Source organism: Arthrobacter sp. TMS2-4, assembly GCF_054511075.1.
The window spans coordinates 114,886-131,478 of sequence record NZ_JBTNDI010000003.1; the positions used below are offsets into that span (position 1 = coordinate 114,886).

17 protein-coding genes are annotated in these 16,593 nt (G+C 64.1%); 8 read left to right on the top strand and 9 right to left on the bottom strand.

Going from position 1 to position 16,593, the window contains the following annotated elements; genetic code table 11:
* Window positions 1-267: 267 nt before the first annotated feature.
* The 3 genes from ACX80F_RS06040 (at window position 268) to ACX80F_RS06050 (ending at window position 3,163) form a co-directional block, all read left to right on the top strand.
* Window positions 268-1,134, top strand: coding sequence for a metallophosphoesterase (locus tag ACX80F_RS06040; RefSeq protein ID WP_459335481.1), 867 nt, complete (start codon window positions 268-270; stop codon window positions 1,132-1,134).
* Window positions 1,131-2,057 (top strand): alpha/beta fold hydrolase, encoded by a 927-nt coding sequence (locus ACX80F_RS06045; RefSeq protein WP_459335482.1) that lies wholly within the window; start codon window positions 1,131-1,133, stop codon window positions 2,055-2,057. Before ACX80F_RS06040 ends, ACX80F_RS06045 begins: the two co-directional genes overlap by 4 nt.
* Before the next feature lie 80 nt (window positions 2,058-2,137).
* Window positions 2,138-3,163, top strand: coding sequence for an AI-2E family transporter (locus ACX80F_RS06050; protein WP_459335483.1), 1,026 nt, complete (start codon window positions 2,138-2,140; stop codon window positions 3,161-3,163).
* Between the two features lie 53 nt (window positions 3,164-3,216).
* Here the strand turns inward: ACX80F_RS06050 and ACX80F_RS06055 are convergent, their stop codons facing one another.
* On the bottom strand, window positions 3,217-3,783 hold the full coding sequence (locus tag ACX80F_RS06055) for a hypothetical protein (RefSeq protein WP_459335484.1): 567 nt from the start codon (window positions 3,781-3,783) through the stop codon (window positions 3,217-3,219).
* 411 nt (window positions 3,784-4,194) lie between these two features.
* Here ACX80F_RS06055 and ACX80F_RS06060 point away from each other — a divergent pair, with 411 nt between their 5' ends.
* From ACX80F_RS06060 to ACX80F_RS06070, 3 genes are all read left to right on the top strand, one after another.
* A complete protein-coding gene (locus ACX80F_RS06060; RefSeq protein WP_459335485.1) occupies window positions 4,195-4,617 on the top strand; it encodes a hypothetical protein in 423 nt (140 codons plus the stop codon).
* A gap of 219 nt (window positions 4,618-4,836) precedes the next feature.
* Window positions 4,837-5,277: a hypothetical protein gene (locus ACX80F_RS06065; protein ID WP_459335486.1), complete on the top strand. Its 441-nt coding sequence runs from the start codon at window positions 4,837-4,839 to the stop codon at window positions 5,275-5,277.
* A gap of 275 nt (window positions 5,278-5,552) precedes the next feature.
* Window positions 5,553-5,807 carry a hypothetical protein gene (locus ACX80F_RS06070; protein WP_459335487.1) on the top strand — a complete coding sequence of 85 codons (255 nt, stop codon included), beginning with the start codon at window positions 5,553-5,555 and terminating at the stop codon, window positions 5,805-5,807.
* A gap of 130 nt (window positions 5,808-5,937) precedes the next feature.
* Here ACX80F_RS06070 and ACX80F_RS06075 read toward each other — a convergent pair whose 3' ends face one another.
* The 4 genes from ACX80F_RS06075 to ACX80F_RS06090 form a co-directional block, all read right to left on the bottom strand.
* Window positions 5,938-6,720, bottom strand: a complete 783-nt coding sequence (locus tag ACX80F_RS06075) for an ANTAR domain-containing response regulator (protein ID WP_459335488.1) — start codon at window positions 6,718-6,720, stop codon at window positions 5,938-5,940.
* 67 nt (window positions 6,721-6,787) lie between these two features.
* Window positions 6,788-7,840 (bottom strand): CNNM domain-containing protein, encoded by a 1,053-nt coding sequence (locus ACX80F_RS06080; RefSeq protein ID WP_459335489.1) that lies wholly within the window; start codon window positions 7,838-7,840, stop codon window positions 6,788-6,790.
* The gene (locus ACX80F_RS06085; protein ID WP_459335490.1) at window positions 7,837-9,297 is read right to left on the bottom strand and encodes a hemolysin family protein; all 1,461 of its coding nucleotides are present in this window, start codon (window positions 9,295-9,297) and stop codon (window positions 7,837-7,839) included. Before ACX80F_RS06085 ends, ACX80F_RS06080 begins: the two co-directional genes overlap by 4 nt.
* A 375-nt stretch (window positions 9,298-9,672) precedes the next feature.
* A complete protein-coding gene (locus ACX80F_RS06090; protein ID WP_459335491.1) occupies window positions 9,673-9,849 on the bottom strand; it encodes a CsbD family protein in 177 nt (58 codons plus the stop codon).
* A 280-nt stretch (window positions 9,850-10,129) separates the two neighbouring features.
* Between ACX80F_RS06090 and ACX80F_RS06095 the strand changes: the two genes are divergently transcribed.
* Window positions 10,130-11,575 (top strand): AI-2E family transporter, encoded by a 1,446-nt coding sequence (locus tag ACX80F_RS06095; RefSeq protein ID WP_459335492.1) that lies wholly within the window; start codon window positions 10,130-10,132, stop codon window positions 11,573-11,575.
* 193 nt (window positions 11,576-11,768) lie between these two features.
* On the opposite strand, the gene ACX80F_RS06100 is transcribed toward ACX80F_RS06095, so the two are convergent.
* Together ACX80F_RS06100 and ACX80F_RS06105 are read right to left on the bottom strand one after the other, a co-directional pair.
* A complete protein-coding gene (locus ACX80F_RS06100) occupies window positions 11,769-12,518 on the bottom strand; it encodes a dienelactone hydrolase family protein (protein WP_459335493.1) in 750 nt (249 codons plus the stop codon).
* A 59-nt stretch (window positions 12,519-12,577) separates the two neighbouring features.
* Window positions 12,578-13,444 (bottom strand): AraC family transcriptional regulator, encoded by an 867-nt coding sequence (locus ACX80F_RS06105; RefSeq protein WP_459335494.1) that lies wholly within the window; start codon window positions 13,442-13,444, stop codon window positions 12,578-12,580.
* Window positions 13,445-13,696: 252 nt separating this feature from the next.
* Between ACX80F_RS06105 and ACX80F_RS06110 the strand changes: the two genes are divergently transcribed.
* Window positions 13,697-14,119, top strand: a complete 423-nt coding sequence (locus ACX80F_RS06110; protein WP_459335495.1) for a GNAT family N-acetyltransferase — start codon at window positions 13,697-13,699, stop codon at window positions 14,117-14,119.
* Window positions 14,120-14,207: 88 nt separating this feature from the next.
* Here the strand turns inward: ACX80F_RS06110 and ACX80F_RS06115 are convergent, their stop codons facing one another.
* On the bottom strand, window positions 14,208-15,230 hold the full coding sequence (locus ACX80F_RS06115; protein ID WP_459335496.1) for an NAD-dependent epimerase/dehydratase family protein: 1,023 nt from the start codon (window positions 15,228-15,230) through the stop codon (window positions 14,208-14,210).
* A 227-nt stretch (window positions 15,231-15,457) separates the two neighbouring features.
* The gene (locus ACX80F_RS06120; RefSeq protein ID WP_459335497.1) at window positions 15,458-16,474 is read right to left on the bottom strand and encodes a LacI family DNA-binding transcriptional regulator; all 1,017 of its coding nucleotides are present in this window, start codon (window positions 16,472-16,474) and stop codon (window positions 15,458-15,460) included.
* Window positions 16,475-16,593: the final 119 nt, after the last annotated feature.

Genomic DNA, 16,593 nt, shown 5'->3' on the forward strand with positions numbered 1-16,593 from the left:
GCATCTCCAACAGCGCTCAGCCGCAAGTCTGATAAACCGTACGCAGGCCGAGCAGGGCAGGGCAACTTTCGCAATCGTGTTGAATTCGGGCCGGGTGTTGTTCGTGCCTGCCATGCTTGGGGGGTTTGTTCACGCCGCAGGTCTGTGCCGGTCGGCCTGTTTCAGGCACTCACTTTCGGGCGAGGCGCCTGATTCTGGGAGTTCTGCCCGGGCTTCCATAGCTTGTGTTCGAGTGAACTGACGGTGTCCGAAGGAGTGAGGAGACCTATGAAGCGCTTGGTGAAGTCGATCGTGACGATCGGGACGGTGCTGGTGGCACTGTTGGTGGCATACGGCGTGCTGGTGGAGCCTCGGGTGATGCTCGATGAACAGCGCCATGAAGCCATGGTGCCGGGCCTGACCTCGGAGGCGGATGGGACCGAGATCGCGGTCATCGCCGACCTGCAGGTGGGTATGTGGTTCGCCAACATCGACATGATCGAACGCATCGTGGACCGGGTGGTGGAGGAGGATCCGGCTGCGCTGCTGATCGCCGGTGATTTCGTGTACGGGGAAGATCCGAGGACGCCGGAGACGGTATCGGACTTGTTGGAGCCGGTTCGTGAGGCCGGCATCCCGGTCTTCGCGGTGCTGGGGAACCACGACTACCTCAGCGGTGAATCGGAGGCGTTGATCGATGAGCTGAAGTCGCGGGACGTGAACGTGCTGCAGAACGAGTCCGCCGCGCTACCGTTGCCGAGCAGCAGTACTGATCTGCGGATCGTCGGTGTCGCCCCGGCCTACAACGGGCTGGCGGACGTGCAGCAGTCCCTCGAAGGAGTGCCCGAGACCGCGCCACGAGTCGTGATGATGCACAACCCCACAACATTTCCGTCACTTCCCTCAGGCACAGCCCCTCTTGCCGTCGCCGGACACACCCACTGCGGGCAGATCGCAGTTCCGGGCACGCCTGATTGGTCGTGGCTCGCCTGGACCACTGATGAGACGATGGTGGCAGACGGCTTCGCACCGCAGGACTACGGCCAACAGGGCAACACCCTCTTCGTCACGTGCGGCATCGGCTTCAGCAACCTACCCATGCGCGTCAGCGCACCACCTCAGCTTGTCTTCTTCGACCTTCAGGCCACCTCATGACGGACCAGTCACCGGCCTCCCGAGTGGTAGAGGTGGTGTGCGACGACGGGGTCAGCCTCTACGTACGGAAGGACCGTGTGGGGGCTGGCGCCCCGACCTACGTGTTCGTCCATGGCGTCGCCTCCAGCTCACAGGAGTTCCGGGAGCAGCTCGAGGCCTTCCGAGGCCACGTGAACATGGTCTTCTACGACCAGCGCGGTCATGGGAAAAGTGCATGCGGTGATCCGGGAAGAATCTCCGTTTCAAGGCTCGCCCAAGACCTGAACCATGTCATCGAGAAGACGACCGCCCAGGATGAGCGCATCGTCCTGGTCACGCATTCGCTCGGCGGGATGGTGGGTCTTGCCCTCGTGGGTCAAGCCCCGGAACTCCTCGGGCCGAAGATCGCAGGCATTGCTCTGATCAGCACGGCCGCGACGAGGATCCCGGAAGTCGCGGCACCCAGCCCGGTAGCGCGCATCCTGGTGAGGAGCCGCGCCGCGCACGGTCTTCTGCAGTTCCTGGCTCTGTGTGCGCCCGCTCTGGATGCCCTGAAGCTTCCCGAGACTTTGCCGGGCCGCTGGTACCTCCGCTACACGATGTTCGGCCGCTCCTCTCCAACGGAGACACTTCTGCGAGCGAAACAGGCTTTGTGGGCTCACACGTCGGCCGCTGTCATCGCGTCCGCTTACCGATCGCTGTTGACCTACGACCGCACCGAATCACTCGAGCTGCTTCGACGAGTTCCTGTGCTCGTCGTCAGCGGAACCACTGACAGGACCATTCCCGTGCGGCGCAGCGAACTCCTGACCCGAAGAATCGGCGCCACTGCGGAGTTGGTCGTCGTCCCCGATGCAGGACACAGCGTCAATCAAACCCACCCCGCGGTTGTGAACGACGCACTGCGGCACCTGTCGAACCGAGCGATGCGAGCAATGCAATGAGCAGCCATAGCAGCCATAGCAGTCCGAGTGGTCAGAGCAGTGTATGGGCGTCGGCCTCCGGCCGGGCGTTGGTGACCTTGTTGCTCGTTATCCTCGTCGGCGTCGCCGTCCTTGCTGTCGGGTCCGTCCTGGTACGCCTGCAACTCATCGTCGTCCCTGTCCTGATCGCCCTTCTCCTGGCATCGGCCATCCACCCCCTGGTCGATATCCTGCATCGTCGCGGCGTCCCGACCCTGGCGGCCGTGTGGCTTTCCCTGCTGGCAGGAATTACCGCCGTCGGCGGGGTGGGGTGGGCGGTCGTCCATTCGATCACGTCCCAGTGGAGTCAGATTTCGTTCAACTCGGACCTGGGCTTCGACCGGATCGAACGCCGGCTCGCAGCGACCGCCCTGCCGTTCACGGAGGAAGAACTACGCCAGGCACGGGAATCCGCCCTGGAATCTTTCTTCGGAGGCCTCTCCTTCAGCGACGCCGTGGTTGCCCTGTCCCTCCTGGCCAATGCCTTCACCGCTGTCCTGCTGTCAATCGTCGTCCTGTTCTTCTTCCTCAAGGACGGCAGGAACATGTGGATCTTCCTCACCCGGCCGCTGAACGGGAGGACACTCCAAAGGGCCACATACGCAGGCGAGCAGGCGATCGTCACCATGGGCGGCTATCTGCGCGGAACCACGACCATCGCCCTCATCGACGCCATGGGTATCGGCCTCGCAATGTTCTTCCTCGGCGTCCCGTTCGCCCTGCCGCTGACCATGATCATCTTCCTCGGCGGGTTCGTGCCCGTGATCGGCGCAACGATCACCGGGATCTTCGCCGTGCTCGTCGCCTACATCACCAGCGGCACAGGTCCGGCCATCGCCCTGGCGATCGCCGTCGTCATCGTGCAGCAAACCGAAGGAAATCTTCTGCAGCCGCTGATCATGGGCAAAGCGGTCAAACTCCACCCCGTCGTGATCCTCCTCGCCCTCGGCGCGGGAGCGATCCTCGCCGGCGTCATCGGAGCCGTCCTCGCCGTCCCCGCCTGCGCAGTGGTATGGGCTGCGATCAAGGCGTGGAACGAAAAACCCGGGCAGGGTTCGCACCCGGCCGAGCAGCCAACAGAACGCTGACAGAAGGACGCCGATTAGTCGGACACCGGACCCCTGCTGGGTTCATTCGTTTGTCAGCTTCCGGCGACCATTGGTGCGGCCTCGGTGACTTCGATGTAAGCCTTTTCCTCACGTTGGGCGAAGTCGTCCTCGTCCAGTTCGACTGCCAGATCCCCCTCGATCGCTTCGACACGGAACTCCTCGCGGACAACTCCGACGACCCCGACGGGTTGACCTGGTGTGAGCCCGGGAATCTCCTGCTCGTGGACGATCAGCAGCGGCTCGATGACCACCTCGTCGATGTCGACGACGTCCTCGGCTTCCTGGTCGCTGTCGACTGCATCGACGATGGTGAAGACGTTCGGTGAAATGACCTCACCGACAATGGCGGCCACGGTGACTTCCTCACCCACGTAGAACTCCACGTCATCGTAGAACTCGCGGTCATACACTCCCGTGTAATCAGCGAAAGAATCCTCGGCACCCGAGTCCTCCTCCGCTACCCCGGCCTCCGGCGTCGTCTCGACGATCGCCGGCAGTTCGTCCTCGGGACTCGAGCATCCACTGATGCCCCAGAGAGCGGCAGAGAGCACGACCCCGGTAGTGATCGTGCGAGTCAGCCTGCTGTTGTCCAGACGCATGATGTTCCTCGATCCTGAGGACGCGACTGCACCTCTGTTCCTGCAGCCGCGTCCTCGATTGGTGTGAAGGTGTCCATCCACCCTGTCGATGACCGCACCCACCGGTCAACCACATCCGACATGCACGCTCCAGCGACGCTCGGCAGGACCACGCGGTATACGGCTGCCACAACCCCGGCCCACCCGGAACGCCTGAAAGTCAAGACACTGGACCCGAAGGTCGCGGGCAGGTCACGATCTGTCGCGAAGGTAACGCTGCGCCCGTGGGGAGGTCACAGCGCGGTGTCGGGCACGTAACGGCGGTGGACCCGGAACGGTAAGGGTCCTTACGGTCGAAGAGACGTACATAGCCATACGCAACCACAGCGGGAAGGCGGCCGCGTCACCGCTCGCCCGTTTGAAGGAGACATCATGACCACCCAGAAGCAGATTCTGTTCGCCCGGAAATTCGCTCTCGCCGCGCTCCTGCCCTTCGCCGCCGTGAGTTTCGTCGGCTGCGCCGAGGAGACCGTCGTTCAGGAAGCCGAAGAGGCGGGCCCCACCGCCGAAGCAGCCATCCTCGGCGAGACCGTCACCCTGCAGACCGAAGTTCAGGAAGTGGTCGGCCCCAATGTCTTCAGCGTCGGAGAAGACGAAACCCTCATCGTCGGCACCGGACTGGGTGAGGAAGTCGAAGAAGGCGACAACGTCCAGGTGACAGGCACGGTACGGAACTTCATCCTCACCGACCTGGAAGAAGAAGGATTCACCTTCGACGACGACGAGTCCACCTACGTCGTGGAATACGAGCAGGAACTCGTCGTCGTCGCCGACGACGTCGAGGACCTTCCCTAGTACCGCCCAACCACGTGCGGCCGACCCGAGGCCGGCCGCACCCCGACAGGAATGCGACGAAACGGGGCCTTGAGGCCCGAATAGTCCACCACCACACAGGCGTCGAAAGGCCCCGTTTCAGTCTCCGACATCCCTGTACCCACCAGTCCTACAGCCAGAAGGAATGCCGTGACACCGACTCCGAAAGCACCGCACGACCGTCGCCATACACTGCGTCCCTTGACCAGACGGATCAGCACTGTGGCCGCAGCCGCCACCATGACGTGTCTCGCCATCACCTCCTGCTCATCGCCCGACACCGTGGACCAGGACGTCAGCGCTGTCGGTGAGAACGGGGCAGTCGGGGACATAGACCTCCTGAGCATCCTTCTCGTCGCATCCGCCGAGGACGAGCCCGGACGGCTTCTGGGCACACTGGAGAACGAGTCGGACGAATCCGTTGACGTGACAATCAGCGACGACGACGACGAGATCATCGTCGCCGTCCCTGCGGGTGAGGAATACCGACTGGAGGACAACGAGCACATCTTCGACTCGGTCGGCGACGCGCCCGGAGCCAACACGACCATCACCGCGAGCACCGCAACTGAAAGCACCGAACTCCTCGTACCGGTCCATGACGGCGCCCTCGAACGATTCCAGCCCTACCTTCCCGACTAGGTCGAACGTCGTCTCCTGAATTGCGCGTGCTCGGCCAGCCGCCGCCGGGACCTTGTGGACCTTCTTCGGTCTGGGATTCGCGCCACGGCCGGAAAGCAAGAAGGTCAGCTCCACCATCGTGTGACGCATCCCCGAGCGACGACGCCCCGGAGCGAGGGCTACCCTGAAGAAGTCAGCAGTGTCTGCTGGGGCTCTTCCGGTTCCCCAGAGGTGTTCTCCTCAGGGACATGGACATAGTTCATTTCCCGGTTATAGGCGCCTAGGCGGGCATCCCCATGAATGAAGAAACCCAGCGACTCAGCATCCTCCTTGCAGCACGCGACGCGGACATCACCACGGAAGCCATCTGGTGGAATTACTTCGGCATGACTGGCAACCTGCAGGAGTTCGAGCTCGACGCGTACCTGCACGGCATGTATCACCTACCAGCCATGGACCGGGACCTCATCGCCATGGCCCTGAACGAACTGATCGACGACCTGCCCCAACACCCCAGGGCGGCCTGCTCCTACGACGCCCCGCGAATCTAGCGAGACCGTTTTTCGGACAGTCCCGGACTGACAGCGGGTGGGATGTCGGTGGGGACTTGCAGGGGTCAGTGCCCTTGCCTGCAGGGGAGCCGGGTCTGCCTGCGGACACGCTGCGGGAGATGCGTGGTGGCTATCCGCCGCGGCGCAGTGTCGTCACCTGGTAGATGATGGCGTTTGCTACGTCCTTCAGCTTGACGTGGGTGTCGTTGGACATTTTCTGCAGCCGGAGGAAAGCCTCTGCGCTGGTGCAGTGGTGCTGAGCCATGAGAATGCCCTTGGCCTGCTCGATGCCGGCCCGGGAACTCATGGCTTCCTGCAGTTGCTCCACCTCTCTGCGCGCGGAGCGATAGAGACCGGACGTCACCATGGTCGCCGCCGAGTACTCGGTGAAGCGCTGTTTCCGGTCCGCGTCGGACGCATCCGGATCAGCGCTGAGGTAGGCCAGAAGACGGACGAGATCCTCGCGGTGCTCGGTGACGTCGTGCACCTCCTGCAAGAGAGCGACCACGTGACCCTCGTCGTCCAGGACGGGGCTGTTGACCGGGCTCCAGTACCGCTCCAGGAACGCGCCGGGGTGGGCAGGATCAGGGATGTCGAAACGGTGCAGGAGCAGGCTGTCCCGCTGCCCGGTCTTCTTGACGCGTTCGAGCGATTCGCGCATGACCCGGGCCGGTTCCTGCTCCGCCTGTGACGGGCTCTCGGTGAACACCTCGAATGCCTGGCGTCCGACGAGATCAGTAGCGGAGATGCCCACGAGCTCGACGAACGCGGGGTTAACGTCGAGGATCACGTACTCGGGATCCATCAGCGAATACGCCGCCGCCGTTGCCTTGAAGATGCCCCGAGCATAGGCCCTGATCCGATCGACCGCGTCTGCCGCGTCTGGCGCGCCTCCACTGTCGTACTGTTCCACGTCGCTTCCCTCTCCCTTGCCAGTACCTCAGCATGCTTCGCGTGGCCGGAAAACGGAAGCTCGGTCGTCATGTCGACGGCGGGGTCCGACGTGAGCCCTTCTCGACGGCCGGGGTTGCTGATGAGGGCAGGACGTGCCCGAGGACGTCGGACAGGGTGATCACTCCGATGAGGCGCTCGTCCTCCATGACGACGGCGAGCTGCTTCCTTGCCCCCCGCAGTTGGGTGAGGGCTTCGTACACCGGGGTGGTGGCCTCGAGTTGGAAAGCGGGTCGGGCGAGGTCGCTGACCGGTCGGTCGACGGGTTCGAGGAGCGTGTCGCGCACGTGGACCACTCCGGGGCCCTCTGTCGTCGTCCCGCCCACCAAGATCCGCAGGTGCTGGGAGCGTGCGGCCATGGCTTGAACGTCGGCGATCGTCGCGGTGGATGGTACGGAGGTCGGTAGGCCGGGGGAGACCAGGTCCCTGACGGTCAGATTCTCGAGGTGCAGGACCCCGGAAAGCTGGGGCTGGAAAGAGGCATCGAGAGCACCGACGGACGCGGAGTGTTCCACGAGATGGCGGATGGTGTCGGCATCCTGGCCGCCGACAGCGGCTCGCTCCACCGGGGTGACACCGCTGGCGGCAACCAGCCGGTTTGCCACGGCATTCACCCATTTCAGAAGGGGACGGATAGGCCAGATGAAGATCCTCGACGGGATGCCGATGAGCTTCGCCGACCGCTCGGGATGCGCGATGGCCCAGGACTTCGGTGCCATCTCCCCGACGACGAGGTGCAGGAAGGTGACGAACAGCAGCGACAACGCGAACGCTGCTCCACCGGCAATACCGCCGGGCACGCCCCACGAGCTGAGGACCGGGCCCAGCCACGCATCGACCGCGGGCTTGGTGATCGCACCCAGGGCGAACGTGCATGCGGTGATGCCTAGCTGCGCTCCTGCGAGCATGAGGGTCAGCTCGTTGATGCCACGCAGCGCGGCGCGGGCGGAACGACTGGTCGCGGCTTCCGGCTCGAGGCGGTGACTGCGGGCACCGAGCAGCGCGAACTCGATGACCACGAAGAACGCGCTGAGGATGATCAGCAGGATCGTGGCGAGGGTGACGATCAGCGGGTCCGTCATCGGGTCTCCTCCTGCTGTGGTGCGGCCTGCCCGTGGTCAGGTGCTTCAGCCCCAGCGGTAGCACCCGGGGTGGCGCCCGTGTCAGCCTGCGTGTCCGTGTCGTCGAGAGTGATCTGGCGCAACCGGACGTCGAGCATGCTGGGAACGTGGCGGTCGATGTCGAGTACCGTGATGTCGAGGAGCCGGCGGACGGGTTCGTCCAGGACGTAGTCGCGTGCGTCGTCGGGAAGCTCCACCGTCACGCTTTCACCGAGTGCAGGCAGTTCACCTCGCGTGGCGATGAGGAGACCGGCGAGTGTTTCGTAGTCACCCTCGGGAAGGCTGTGACCCAGGGCCCGTTCCACCTCGTCGGTGTGGATGCTGCCGCTCATACGCCACGTCGTCTTGTCCTCTGTCTCGATGAACGGTGCTGCGTCGTCGTCATGTTCGTCGGTGAGTTCGCCGAGGAGTTCTTCTGCGAGGTCCTCGACGGTGATGACACCGGTGAACCCGCCGTATTCATCGATGACGCAGGCCAGCTGGTTACGGGACTGCATCAGCCGTTCCAGCGCGTCGGGCAGTGACATCAGGGTAGGCAGAACCAGGGCCGGACGCATGATCGTGGTGACCGCAGCGTCCCCGTCGATGTCCGGACGCAGCAGGTCCGACAGGTGCACCACGCCGAGAGGTTCCTCCTTATCGGAGACCACCGGGTACCGGGTGTGCGCCTCGGCCATCCTGGCGCGCACCTCGTCGATCGAGGAAGCAGGGGTAACAGTTCCGACCTGCGATCGGGGAATCATCGCGTGGTCGATGTCGCGGTCCGGGAAGTCCAGGATGCGGTCGATGAGCATCGACAGGTCCTCGGGCAGGTCACCGCTGTCCCGGGAGTCGGCGACGATCCGGTCGAGATCCTTCGCGGTCGCCGTGGTGTCGACGTCGTGGACGGGCTCGACCTTCACCAGGCGCAGGAGGGCGTTCGCGGCGTGGTCGAAAACGGTGATCAGCCAGCCGAAGGCGGCGAGGTAGATGGTGGTGGAGCGTGCGAGCCCGCGGGCTAGTGGTTCGGGGTTCGCGATCGCGAGGTTCTTCGGATACAGCTCGCCGAAGATCATCTGCACCACGGTGGCGAGGACCAGTGCCAGGATGGTGCCGATCGAGATGCTCAGGGCAGCAGGAACGCCTGCGCCGCCGAGCAGTACTCCCAGGGATTCCCCGACCAGCGGCTCGGCGACATACCCGATCATCAGACCGGTGACCGTGATGCCCAACTGGGCCCCGGAGAGCATGAACGAGGTGCGGCGTGTCACCTTCAATGCCCGTTTCGCGGCCACGTCACCGGCTTCAGCGCGCGCTGCCAGCCGCGTGCGGTCCACCGACATGTAGGCGAACTCCTGCGCCACGAAGTACCCGTTCGCGGCGATGATCGCCAGGATCACGACGACGCCGAGGAGGAGCGTGAGGACGGCCGCGATCACCGGCGTGGCCTTCGGCGCCAGACACGTTGTGTGCCCTCAGCATCAGATCTCGAACAGGACGTACACCCGGGGTCGGGGTCATCGATCGACCCATGACGCGCGATCAGTTGAACCAGCATCCCTTGGTCGGCGACAGAAAATGAATGACTACAACGATACCGAGGCACCATGGGAGCGGCTCTCATGATTGTGTGTATCGGGTCCTTGCGGCGGCGCCGGCCGCATGCCTGCGCCCTCCCGGATGTCGTGACAGGAGGGCACCGCGGGCGGGCGGACAGGGTACGGAAGAAGGGGAACGCACCGTTGAGGTGCGTTCCCCTTCTTCTCTTCACCTTCGCTACCTGAGTCCTGGCGCAGTGCAGGATTGCAGGAGCGTCAGTCTTTCTTGAAGGCGTCCTTGATCTTCTCGCCGGCCTGCTTCAGATCACCTTTGGCCTGATCGCCCTTGCCTTCGGCTTTGAGGCTGTCGTCACCTGTGGCGTCTCCGGCGGCTTCCTTACCCTTACCGCCAAGCTTGTCGGCGGTGTTGCCGATTTTGTCGTCCAGTCCCATGATGTTCTCCCTACGGTTGACGTCATTGGTGGTACCACCGGCCTCGTACACCGGCCGTTCCAGTCTATGCACGGTCACCCCCGAGCCCTGAGGTCCGAGCCACGAGCCCTGAGGGTGTTGCACGCTTCCCTTCCTGGTGCAGGCCGGCTCGCGTCACCTACCCCAGTGGGGTCCGGGTTCTCTTGTATCCGCCCGCATCCGACAGCGTGGTTTCGACGCATGGCGGGCAGAATCGTCTCCAGCACCCGCACGCAGCAGGGTTATCGAAAGGCCACACCTCATGAGTTCCTCCGCCTCATCACGAGCGCTCCCGCGCCGTACCGATCATCAGGATGCCTGGGCCGGACCGCTCGGCCGTGCGGCCCACAGAGCTACGCAGGTCCTGCTCCTGCTGGCACTGTTCACGGTGGTCGTCTATGCCCTGATCCAGATACGCCTGGTGATCATCCCGCTCCTGCTGGCCCTGATCCTCGCCTCGGCGATCGGACCGTTCGTGTCCTGGCTGCGACGCAGGGGATGGTCGAGTTCCCTCGCGACCGCGGCGTCCTTCGCCATCCTTCTCGCGCTTATCGGCGGCCTGCTCACGGGAATCGTGTTCGCGATCATGGGCCAGACCGACACCCTCACCAGCAGTGCCGTTCAGGGTGTTGATCAACTCATCGATTTCGTGGAGAACGGGCCCATCCCGGTCGATGACGGGCAACTCCAGGCGGCCCGCGACGCGGCGGCGGACTTCGCCACCAGCAGCGCCGCCGGCACCACCGCCCTGGCAGGACTGAGCGCCGCGACGAACTTCCTCACCGGGCTTGTGTTGATGATCGTCATCCTCTTCTTCTTCCTCAAGGACGGCGAGAAGATCTGGGCCTTCATCCTGAGGGCCTTCAAGGGCACCCGCCTGGTCAAAGCCCGGAAAGTCGGAGACCAGAGCGTCGCGGTGCTCGGCGGATACGTCCGCGGGACCTCGATCGTCGCGGCCGTGGACGCGTTCTTCATCGGACTGGCCCTGGTCATCCTCGGGGTACCCCTCGCCTTGCCGCTGGCAGCGATCGTGTTCATCGGGGCGTTCATCCCCCTGGTCGGCGCGACCCTGGCAGGCGCCCTGGCGACCCTTGTCGCCCTGGTCACCAACGGACCGGTCACCGCGTTGATCGTGCTCGGCGTCGTCATCCTCGTCAACCAGCTCGAAGGCAATTTCCTTCAACCGGTCGTGATGGGCCACACTCTCAGCGTCCACCCCCTCGTCATCCTCGTCGCCCTCACCGCGGGCACCGTCCTGGCCGGGATCATCGGCGCGATCCTCTCCGTCCCCCTCACCGCCGTGGCATGGGCGGGCATCAAAGCATGGAACGCCGACCGCGACGAGGACATCACCGAGGAGGCCATCGCCCGGGCCGAGACACACACCCTCATGGACGAACAAGGCCACGGACCCCGCAACACACCCACCAGCAAACCAGCCGAACAGAGTCCCCGACACGCTTCCGAAGGCGATTCCGGACAGGGTTCAGGGCAAGGTTCAGGGCATGACCCCGGAGCGGGCGAGCAGCAGGACGGGGTAGGCCAGACAGAGCTTGCCCGGGTCAGCGCGCACGCGACTGACCTGGGCGAGAGGAGCCCCGTCGATTCTCGCCAGGAAGCACTCGACGCCGCGGACACCAGCACCAGCACCGACGCCGACACCGGCGCCGGCCGTGACCCCGATCCGGGCGCCGGGCCGGGCCGGTAACCCCACGCGCCCACAGGTCAGCGGAGGTCCCGGCGGCGAGCCGACAGCAGCCTTGCCGGAGCCCCGAGAGAGGTTGACCGCCCGCCCCGGCCGGGAAATCGTTGCGTTCCTGGAATCGGGTGACCGGTCCCACGAAGTTCCAGGGCCCGTTGCTCAAGGATGGTGTCGCGGCCGGATCAGCCGCTGCTCATGGTCATGCTGAGGAGGATGTATCTGGGCGCAGGTGTGTGGTGAAGAACCGAATGATGCGCCGGCGGGCATCCGCGGTGGCGGCCTCGTCGTACTTGGTGCCGGAGATGCGGGCGAGGAAACGCAGGAACAGGGTCTGGTCCTCGGGTGCGTGGTCATTCATGAACCCGTGACCCACCCCCGGGTAGATCTTGACGTCGTGGGGCACCTCGAACTCGGTGAGCAGCTCGTCCAGCTGCTGACCGGCGCGCGCGCCCAGTGGGGACCTGTCAGCACCTCCGAAGCTCCCCACGACCGGGCACGCCTGCGTCAACCAGTTCCTTGCATCTGAGGGGCAGCCGCCGTAGTTGACGGCCGAAGCACTGAAACCGTGACCCTCGGCCAAGGCGATGGCGTACCCGCCTCCCATGCAGAACCCGACCACGCCCACGACATCTGTGCATCCGTCGTGAGCTCGGAGCCATTGCCGCGCTGCCTCGATGTCGTCGAAGGACCGACCCCGGCGCGGGCCGAGGGCTCTCATGATCGTGCGCAGGCAGCGCAGTCTGCTGCCCCAGTAGTAGAGGTCAGGTGCGATCGCCAGGAACCCTTCCCCAGCCAGCCAGCGGGCGTGGCCCTGAAGGTCCTGGCTCATCCCGGTGAAGTCGTGGATCACGACGACGCCTGGCCATGGTGGTTCCGTCGTCGGCACCGCCACATAGGCGGGCATCAACCCACGACCGGTGTCGATCTCGAGCAGTGCTGACGTCTTCATAGCTCAGTGTCGGCGACGTCGCGGTCTTTGGCCAGAGGAGGACCAGACCCGGTGGCCGGTTACGCGTGTTCTACAGGGAGCCACAGTTCGCACGTGGCTGTGCTGAAATCGTCGGCTCGTTCGAGGACCAAGACGATGGATGGGCCCGGGCGCAGACGCCACGGGTTGGAGGGGAACCAGTCCGTGGCAGTAGCCGCCCAGGCGGACTGCAGGGTAGCCGGGTACTCGCCCTCGGTCCGGAACACCGCCCACGTCCCAGCAGGTACCTCGATGACGTCCAGCTCCTCGGGCGCGCGGATCAGCTCGGTGATGGCAACTCCGTGCAGGTAGGTCAGTTCACTGCCCTCTGAGTAATCGGGGTCGACCTCGGCGCTCACCTGCAGCAGGCCGGCCGGCTCGGTGTTGCCCAGGCCTTTGAGCCGTGCGTGTTCCTCGGATGGTAGGGACGCGACGTGGGCCTGAATGTGCGGGTTGATGCCCTGGTGGATGAGGGGTACCCGGGCTGCGTGGCCGACGAGGCGGAAAGCCGGGCGTTCTGCGATGCGGGTGTCCATGGTGGTGTTCCCTTCTACGGTCAGGCGGAACCTGAGCTGTGGTTGAGTGCGAAGGGGGCCGCCGTCCCGCCGTACGTCGCGGGGCCTTGCGCCGTGCACGGAGCGGAAAGCCCGGCCAAAGGCTTCGGTCGAGCCGTAGCCGTAGCGCACTGCGATGCTCAGCAGGTCTTCGTCACCAAGCACGTCCGCTGCAGCGTGTGTCATGCGGCGGCGTCGAACGTACTCCGACAACGGGATACCGGCCAGCGAGGAAAACATCCGACGGAGGTGGTACTCCGTCGTCCCGAGGCTCATCGCAACAACGGAGACGTCCAAGTCGTAGGTCAGATTGTCCTCGACCAGTTCAACGAGTCTGTTCAGCTCAGTGATCACGGCTCTCCCTTCACCATCCAGCCTTCCGGGTCTCCGTCATCGGCACCCTACTATCGCGGTCCGATCGGATCACCGCCAGCGCGGTAAGTCCTGGCAACGCTCGAGACATGGCGGTCACGGACTACGGTCGCACATCGATACCCATTCCAACGGGACTATCCTCGAACCCTCCAAAACCCTCCAGAAACGGATGGTCCAGCGAGCGAGCATTTCGCCCGCTCTCGCCGAGTGAGCTTCATGTTTGGATGAAGCATGACGACCATACGTGTAGTGAATGCCGAGGACTTAGCGCTCAGTGAAGTCCTCGCGCTGTACGGTGCGGTGGAGTGGTTGGCCTACACGAAGGACCCGGACAACCTTCAACGAGCATTGGAGGGGTCCTCGACCCTCGTGGCCGCCCGTGATGGCGAAACGCTGGTTGGCCTGGCACGTGTCGTCTCCGATGGTGCCTCGATCTGCTACCTCCAGGACATCCTCGTACGGCCGTCACACCACAGGAGAGGCATCGGACGAGCCCTCGCTGAACGAGCGCTCGAACAGTATCCGCATGTGCGCCAGAAAGTCTTGATCACCGACGACGAGCCACAGCAAAAAGCGTTCTATGAAGCGCTCGGCTACACCCAGACCGAGGAGTTCGAAGGCGGATCAGTCAGAGCCTTCGTACGGTTCGATTGATCGTCAGGGTCCGCAAACGGATCGCTTGCCGGTACAGCCCCACCGTGGCGCAATAAAGTGCCATCCGGCGGGGAGCGCGGTCGGGGTGTCAGAGAGGACGCGGTGCGTACGCTTCGGCGAGCCGGTCCATCAGGGCGTCCATGTGGGCGTCCACGGTTCGGCGCGACGGATCCGCGTCATGCCAGGCGATCATTTCCCGAGCGCCTTGACTGAAGGGGATGCTGGCGGTGAATCCGGGAACGAGGGAGCGGATCTTCGTGTTGTCGAAGATCATCGTGTGCGATTTGTCGCCCAAGAGGCCCGCACCCCATTCACGGTCGGCTGCGGCGATGGAGTCTGAGGCGACATGGACCAGGAAGGGGTCCGGGACGCCGGCAGCCGCCGCGACCTGGGCGTAGATCTGATTCCACGACGGAGTCTCCTGACCGGTGATGTGCACGGCTTCACCGATTGCGGAGGTGTTTCCGAGCAAACCTGTGAACCCTTGTGCGAAATCGCGGCTGTGGGTGATCGTCCATAACGATGTTCCGTCTCCGGGCACGATGACGGGTCGCCCGGCGCGCATGCGTTCAACAACTGTCCATCCTCCGTCGAACGGGATCAGCGTCTCGTCGTAGGTGTGAGAGGGACGGACGATCGTGACGGGGAATCCCTCTTCGCGGTAGGCCGCAACGAGCAGGTCCTCACAGGCGATTTTGTTGCGCGAGTACTCCCAGAAGGGATTCTTCAATGGAGTGGATTCCAGTATGGGCAGGTGTGTTGGCGGTGTCTGATAAGCCGATGCCGAGCTGATGAAGACGTATTGTCCGGTGCGTCCGGCAAATATCTCGATGTCCTGCTTCACCTGATCGGGAGTGAAGTTGACCCAGCTGACCACGCAGTCGAAGTTGTGACCGGTTATGGCATCGGAGACGGCCTGCTTGTCCCGGGAATCCGCGACCAGGGTGGTGACAGCATCGGGTACTTGGCGCAGGGTGTTGATCCCGCGGTTGAGTAGATAGACGTCCATCCCTGCCTCGACTGCCTGTTTCGTGCAGGAGGCGCTGATGATTCCGCTGCCGCCGATGAAAAGTACTTTCAAGCCCTGCATGGTTTTCTCCTGGTGGTTCATTCGACCCCGCCTGTTGCAAGTTCGCTAACGATACGCCGCTGAAAGTCCTGCCGAGTGCTTCGTTGTTCGCTCGACCCGGGCGGGTCCGATCGCCACCTCAATGGCTTCCGGGACCACTCCAGCGCATCATCAGCATCCGGCTGGACAGGTGCTGTTCACCGGCACCGCGTTCGTGCCCATGCAGGATCGCGACGTCGAGGGATGGGCTCCATCTCAGCCTCGGCCCGTCAGCCCGCAGCCGGCGCGGCGGTACTGTCACGGACGACGAGCCGCGTTGCGAGGTCCATCCGGGGGATGGTTTTGAGGGTGCTCTCACTCATGCGGATCACGAGCCGCGCCGCTTCCTCGCCCATCGCCGTGAGCGGCTGATGCACGGTTGTGAGCGCAGGACTGGACCACTGAGCGAGCTGCAGATCGTCGTAACCGACGATGGACAGATCAACGGGCACCCGGAGCCCGAGGGTTCTGGCAGCCTCGATGACGCCGAGCGCCTGGAGGTCGCTTCCCGCGAAGATCGCTGTGGGGCGGTCGGGCAGCGTCAGGAGTTCGAGTGCGATGCTGCGGCCACCGTCGACCCGGAAGTTGCCGAATCGCACGAAGCGTTCGTCGATGTCGATGCCGGCCGTGTTCATGGCGGACCGGTATCCGTCGACGCGGGCGAAGGAGCACATCATGTCGTCGCGACCGGTGATCGCGGCAATCCGTGTGTGTCCCAGTTCGATGAGATGGCGGGTGGCGACGAGGCCGCCGGACCAGTTCGCCGACCCGATCGCGGGGACATCCGGGGCTGGATCTCCGGCCGGGTCGATGATCACGAACGGAATAGCGCGAGATTGGAGGGTTGCTTTCGCCTCGGCCGCGAGATCGGCGAAGACGAGCACCACCCCGACCGGGCGCCGGCGGAGAACCCCGGTGAGCCAGGCCGGGGACGGGGAGTGGCGGTCACCGGACTCGGTAAGTACGACGCTTAAATCGTTCGCGCGAGCGATATTTTCGACTCCGCGGATGATCTCCATGGCCCATGCTGTCTCGAGTTCGGGGAAGACGAGCTCGATCAAGGTGTCCCTGTTGGGCAGGCCTGGGCGTCGTTGGTATCCGTGCTTGCTGAGGAGCTCTTCGACTCTTGTCCGCGTCTGCGCGGACACGTCCGACCGTCCGTTGAGGACCTTGGAGACCGTGGAGAGCGAGACTCCGGCCTCATCGGCCAATTCATTGAGTTTGACCTTGCGCCTTGAGTCGATCATGAGGATCCAATCTTCATTCGTTGCGGGAAACACTTGCGTCTCCCCGGGCCACCACTGTTAGGCTCACACCACACTAAGCGTCTTCGACGAAAATGTCGAAACTTTCGAGAGGTGTTCAA

Bases quoted from the DNA above. Each gene is read 5' to 3' on its own strand.
- ACX80F_RS06110 (WP_459335495.1), top strand. From the start codon at position 13,697: ATGACGACCATACGTGTAGTGAATGCCGAGGACTTAGCGCTCAGTGAA.
- ACX80F_RS06115 (WP_459335496.1), bottom strand. From the start codon at position 15,230: ATGAACCACCAGGAGAAAACCATGCAGGGCTTGAAAGTACTTTTCATC.
- ACX80F_RS06080 (WP_459335489.1), bottom strand. From the start codon at position 7,840: ATGACGGACCCGCTGATCGTCACCCTCGCCACGATCCTGCTGATCATC.
- ACX80F_RS06120 (WP_459335497.1), bottom strand. From the start codon at position 16,474: ATGATCGACTCAAGGCGCAAGGTCAAACTCAATGAATTGGCCGATGAG.
- ACX80F_RS06055 (WP_459335484.1), bottom strand. From the start codon at position 3,783: ATGCGTCTGGACAACAGCAGGCTGACTCGCACGATCACTACCGGGGTC.
- ACX80F_RS06045 (WP_459335482.1), top strand. From the start codon at position 1,131: ATGACGGACCAGTCACCGGCCTCCCGAGTGGTAGAGGTGGTGTGCGAC.
- ACX80F_RS06070 (WP_459335487.1), top strand. From the start codon at position 5,553: ATGAATGAAGAAACCCAGCGACTCAGCATCCTCCTTGCAGCACGCGAC.
- ACX80F_RS06090 (WP_459335491.1), bottom strand. From the start codon at position 9,849: ATGGGACTGGACGACAAAATCGGCAACACCGCCGACAAGCTTGGCGGT.
- ACX80F_RS06060 (WP_459335485.1), top strand. From the start codon at position 4,195: ATGACCACCCAGAAGCAGATTCTGTTCGCCCGGAAATTCGCTCTCGCC.
- ACX80F_RS06095 (WP_459335492.1), top strand. From the start codon at position 10,130: ATGAGTTCCTCCGCCTCATCACGAGCGCTCCCGCGCCGTACCGATCAT.
- ACX80F_RS06040 (WP_459335481.1), top strand. From the start codon at position 268: ATGAAGCGCTTGGTGAAGTCGATCGTGACGATCGGGACGGTGCTGGTG.
- ACX80F_RS06100 (WP_459335493.1), bottom strand. From the start codon at position 12,518: ATGAAGACGTCAGCACTGCTCGAGATCGACACCGGTCGTGGGTTGATG.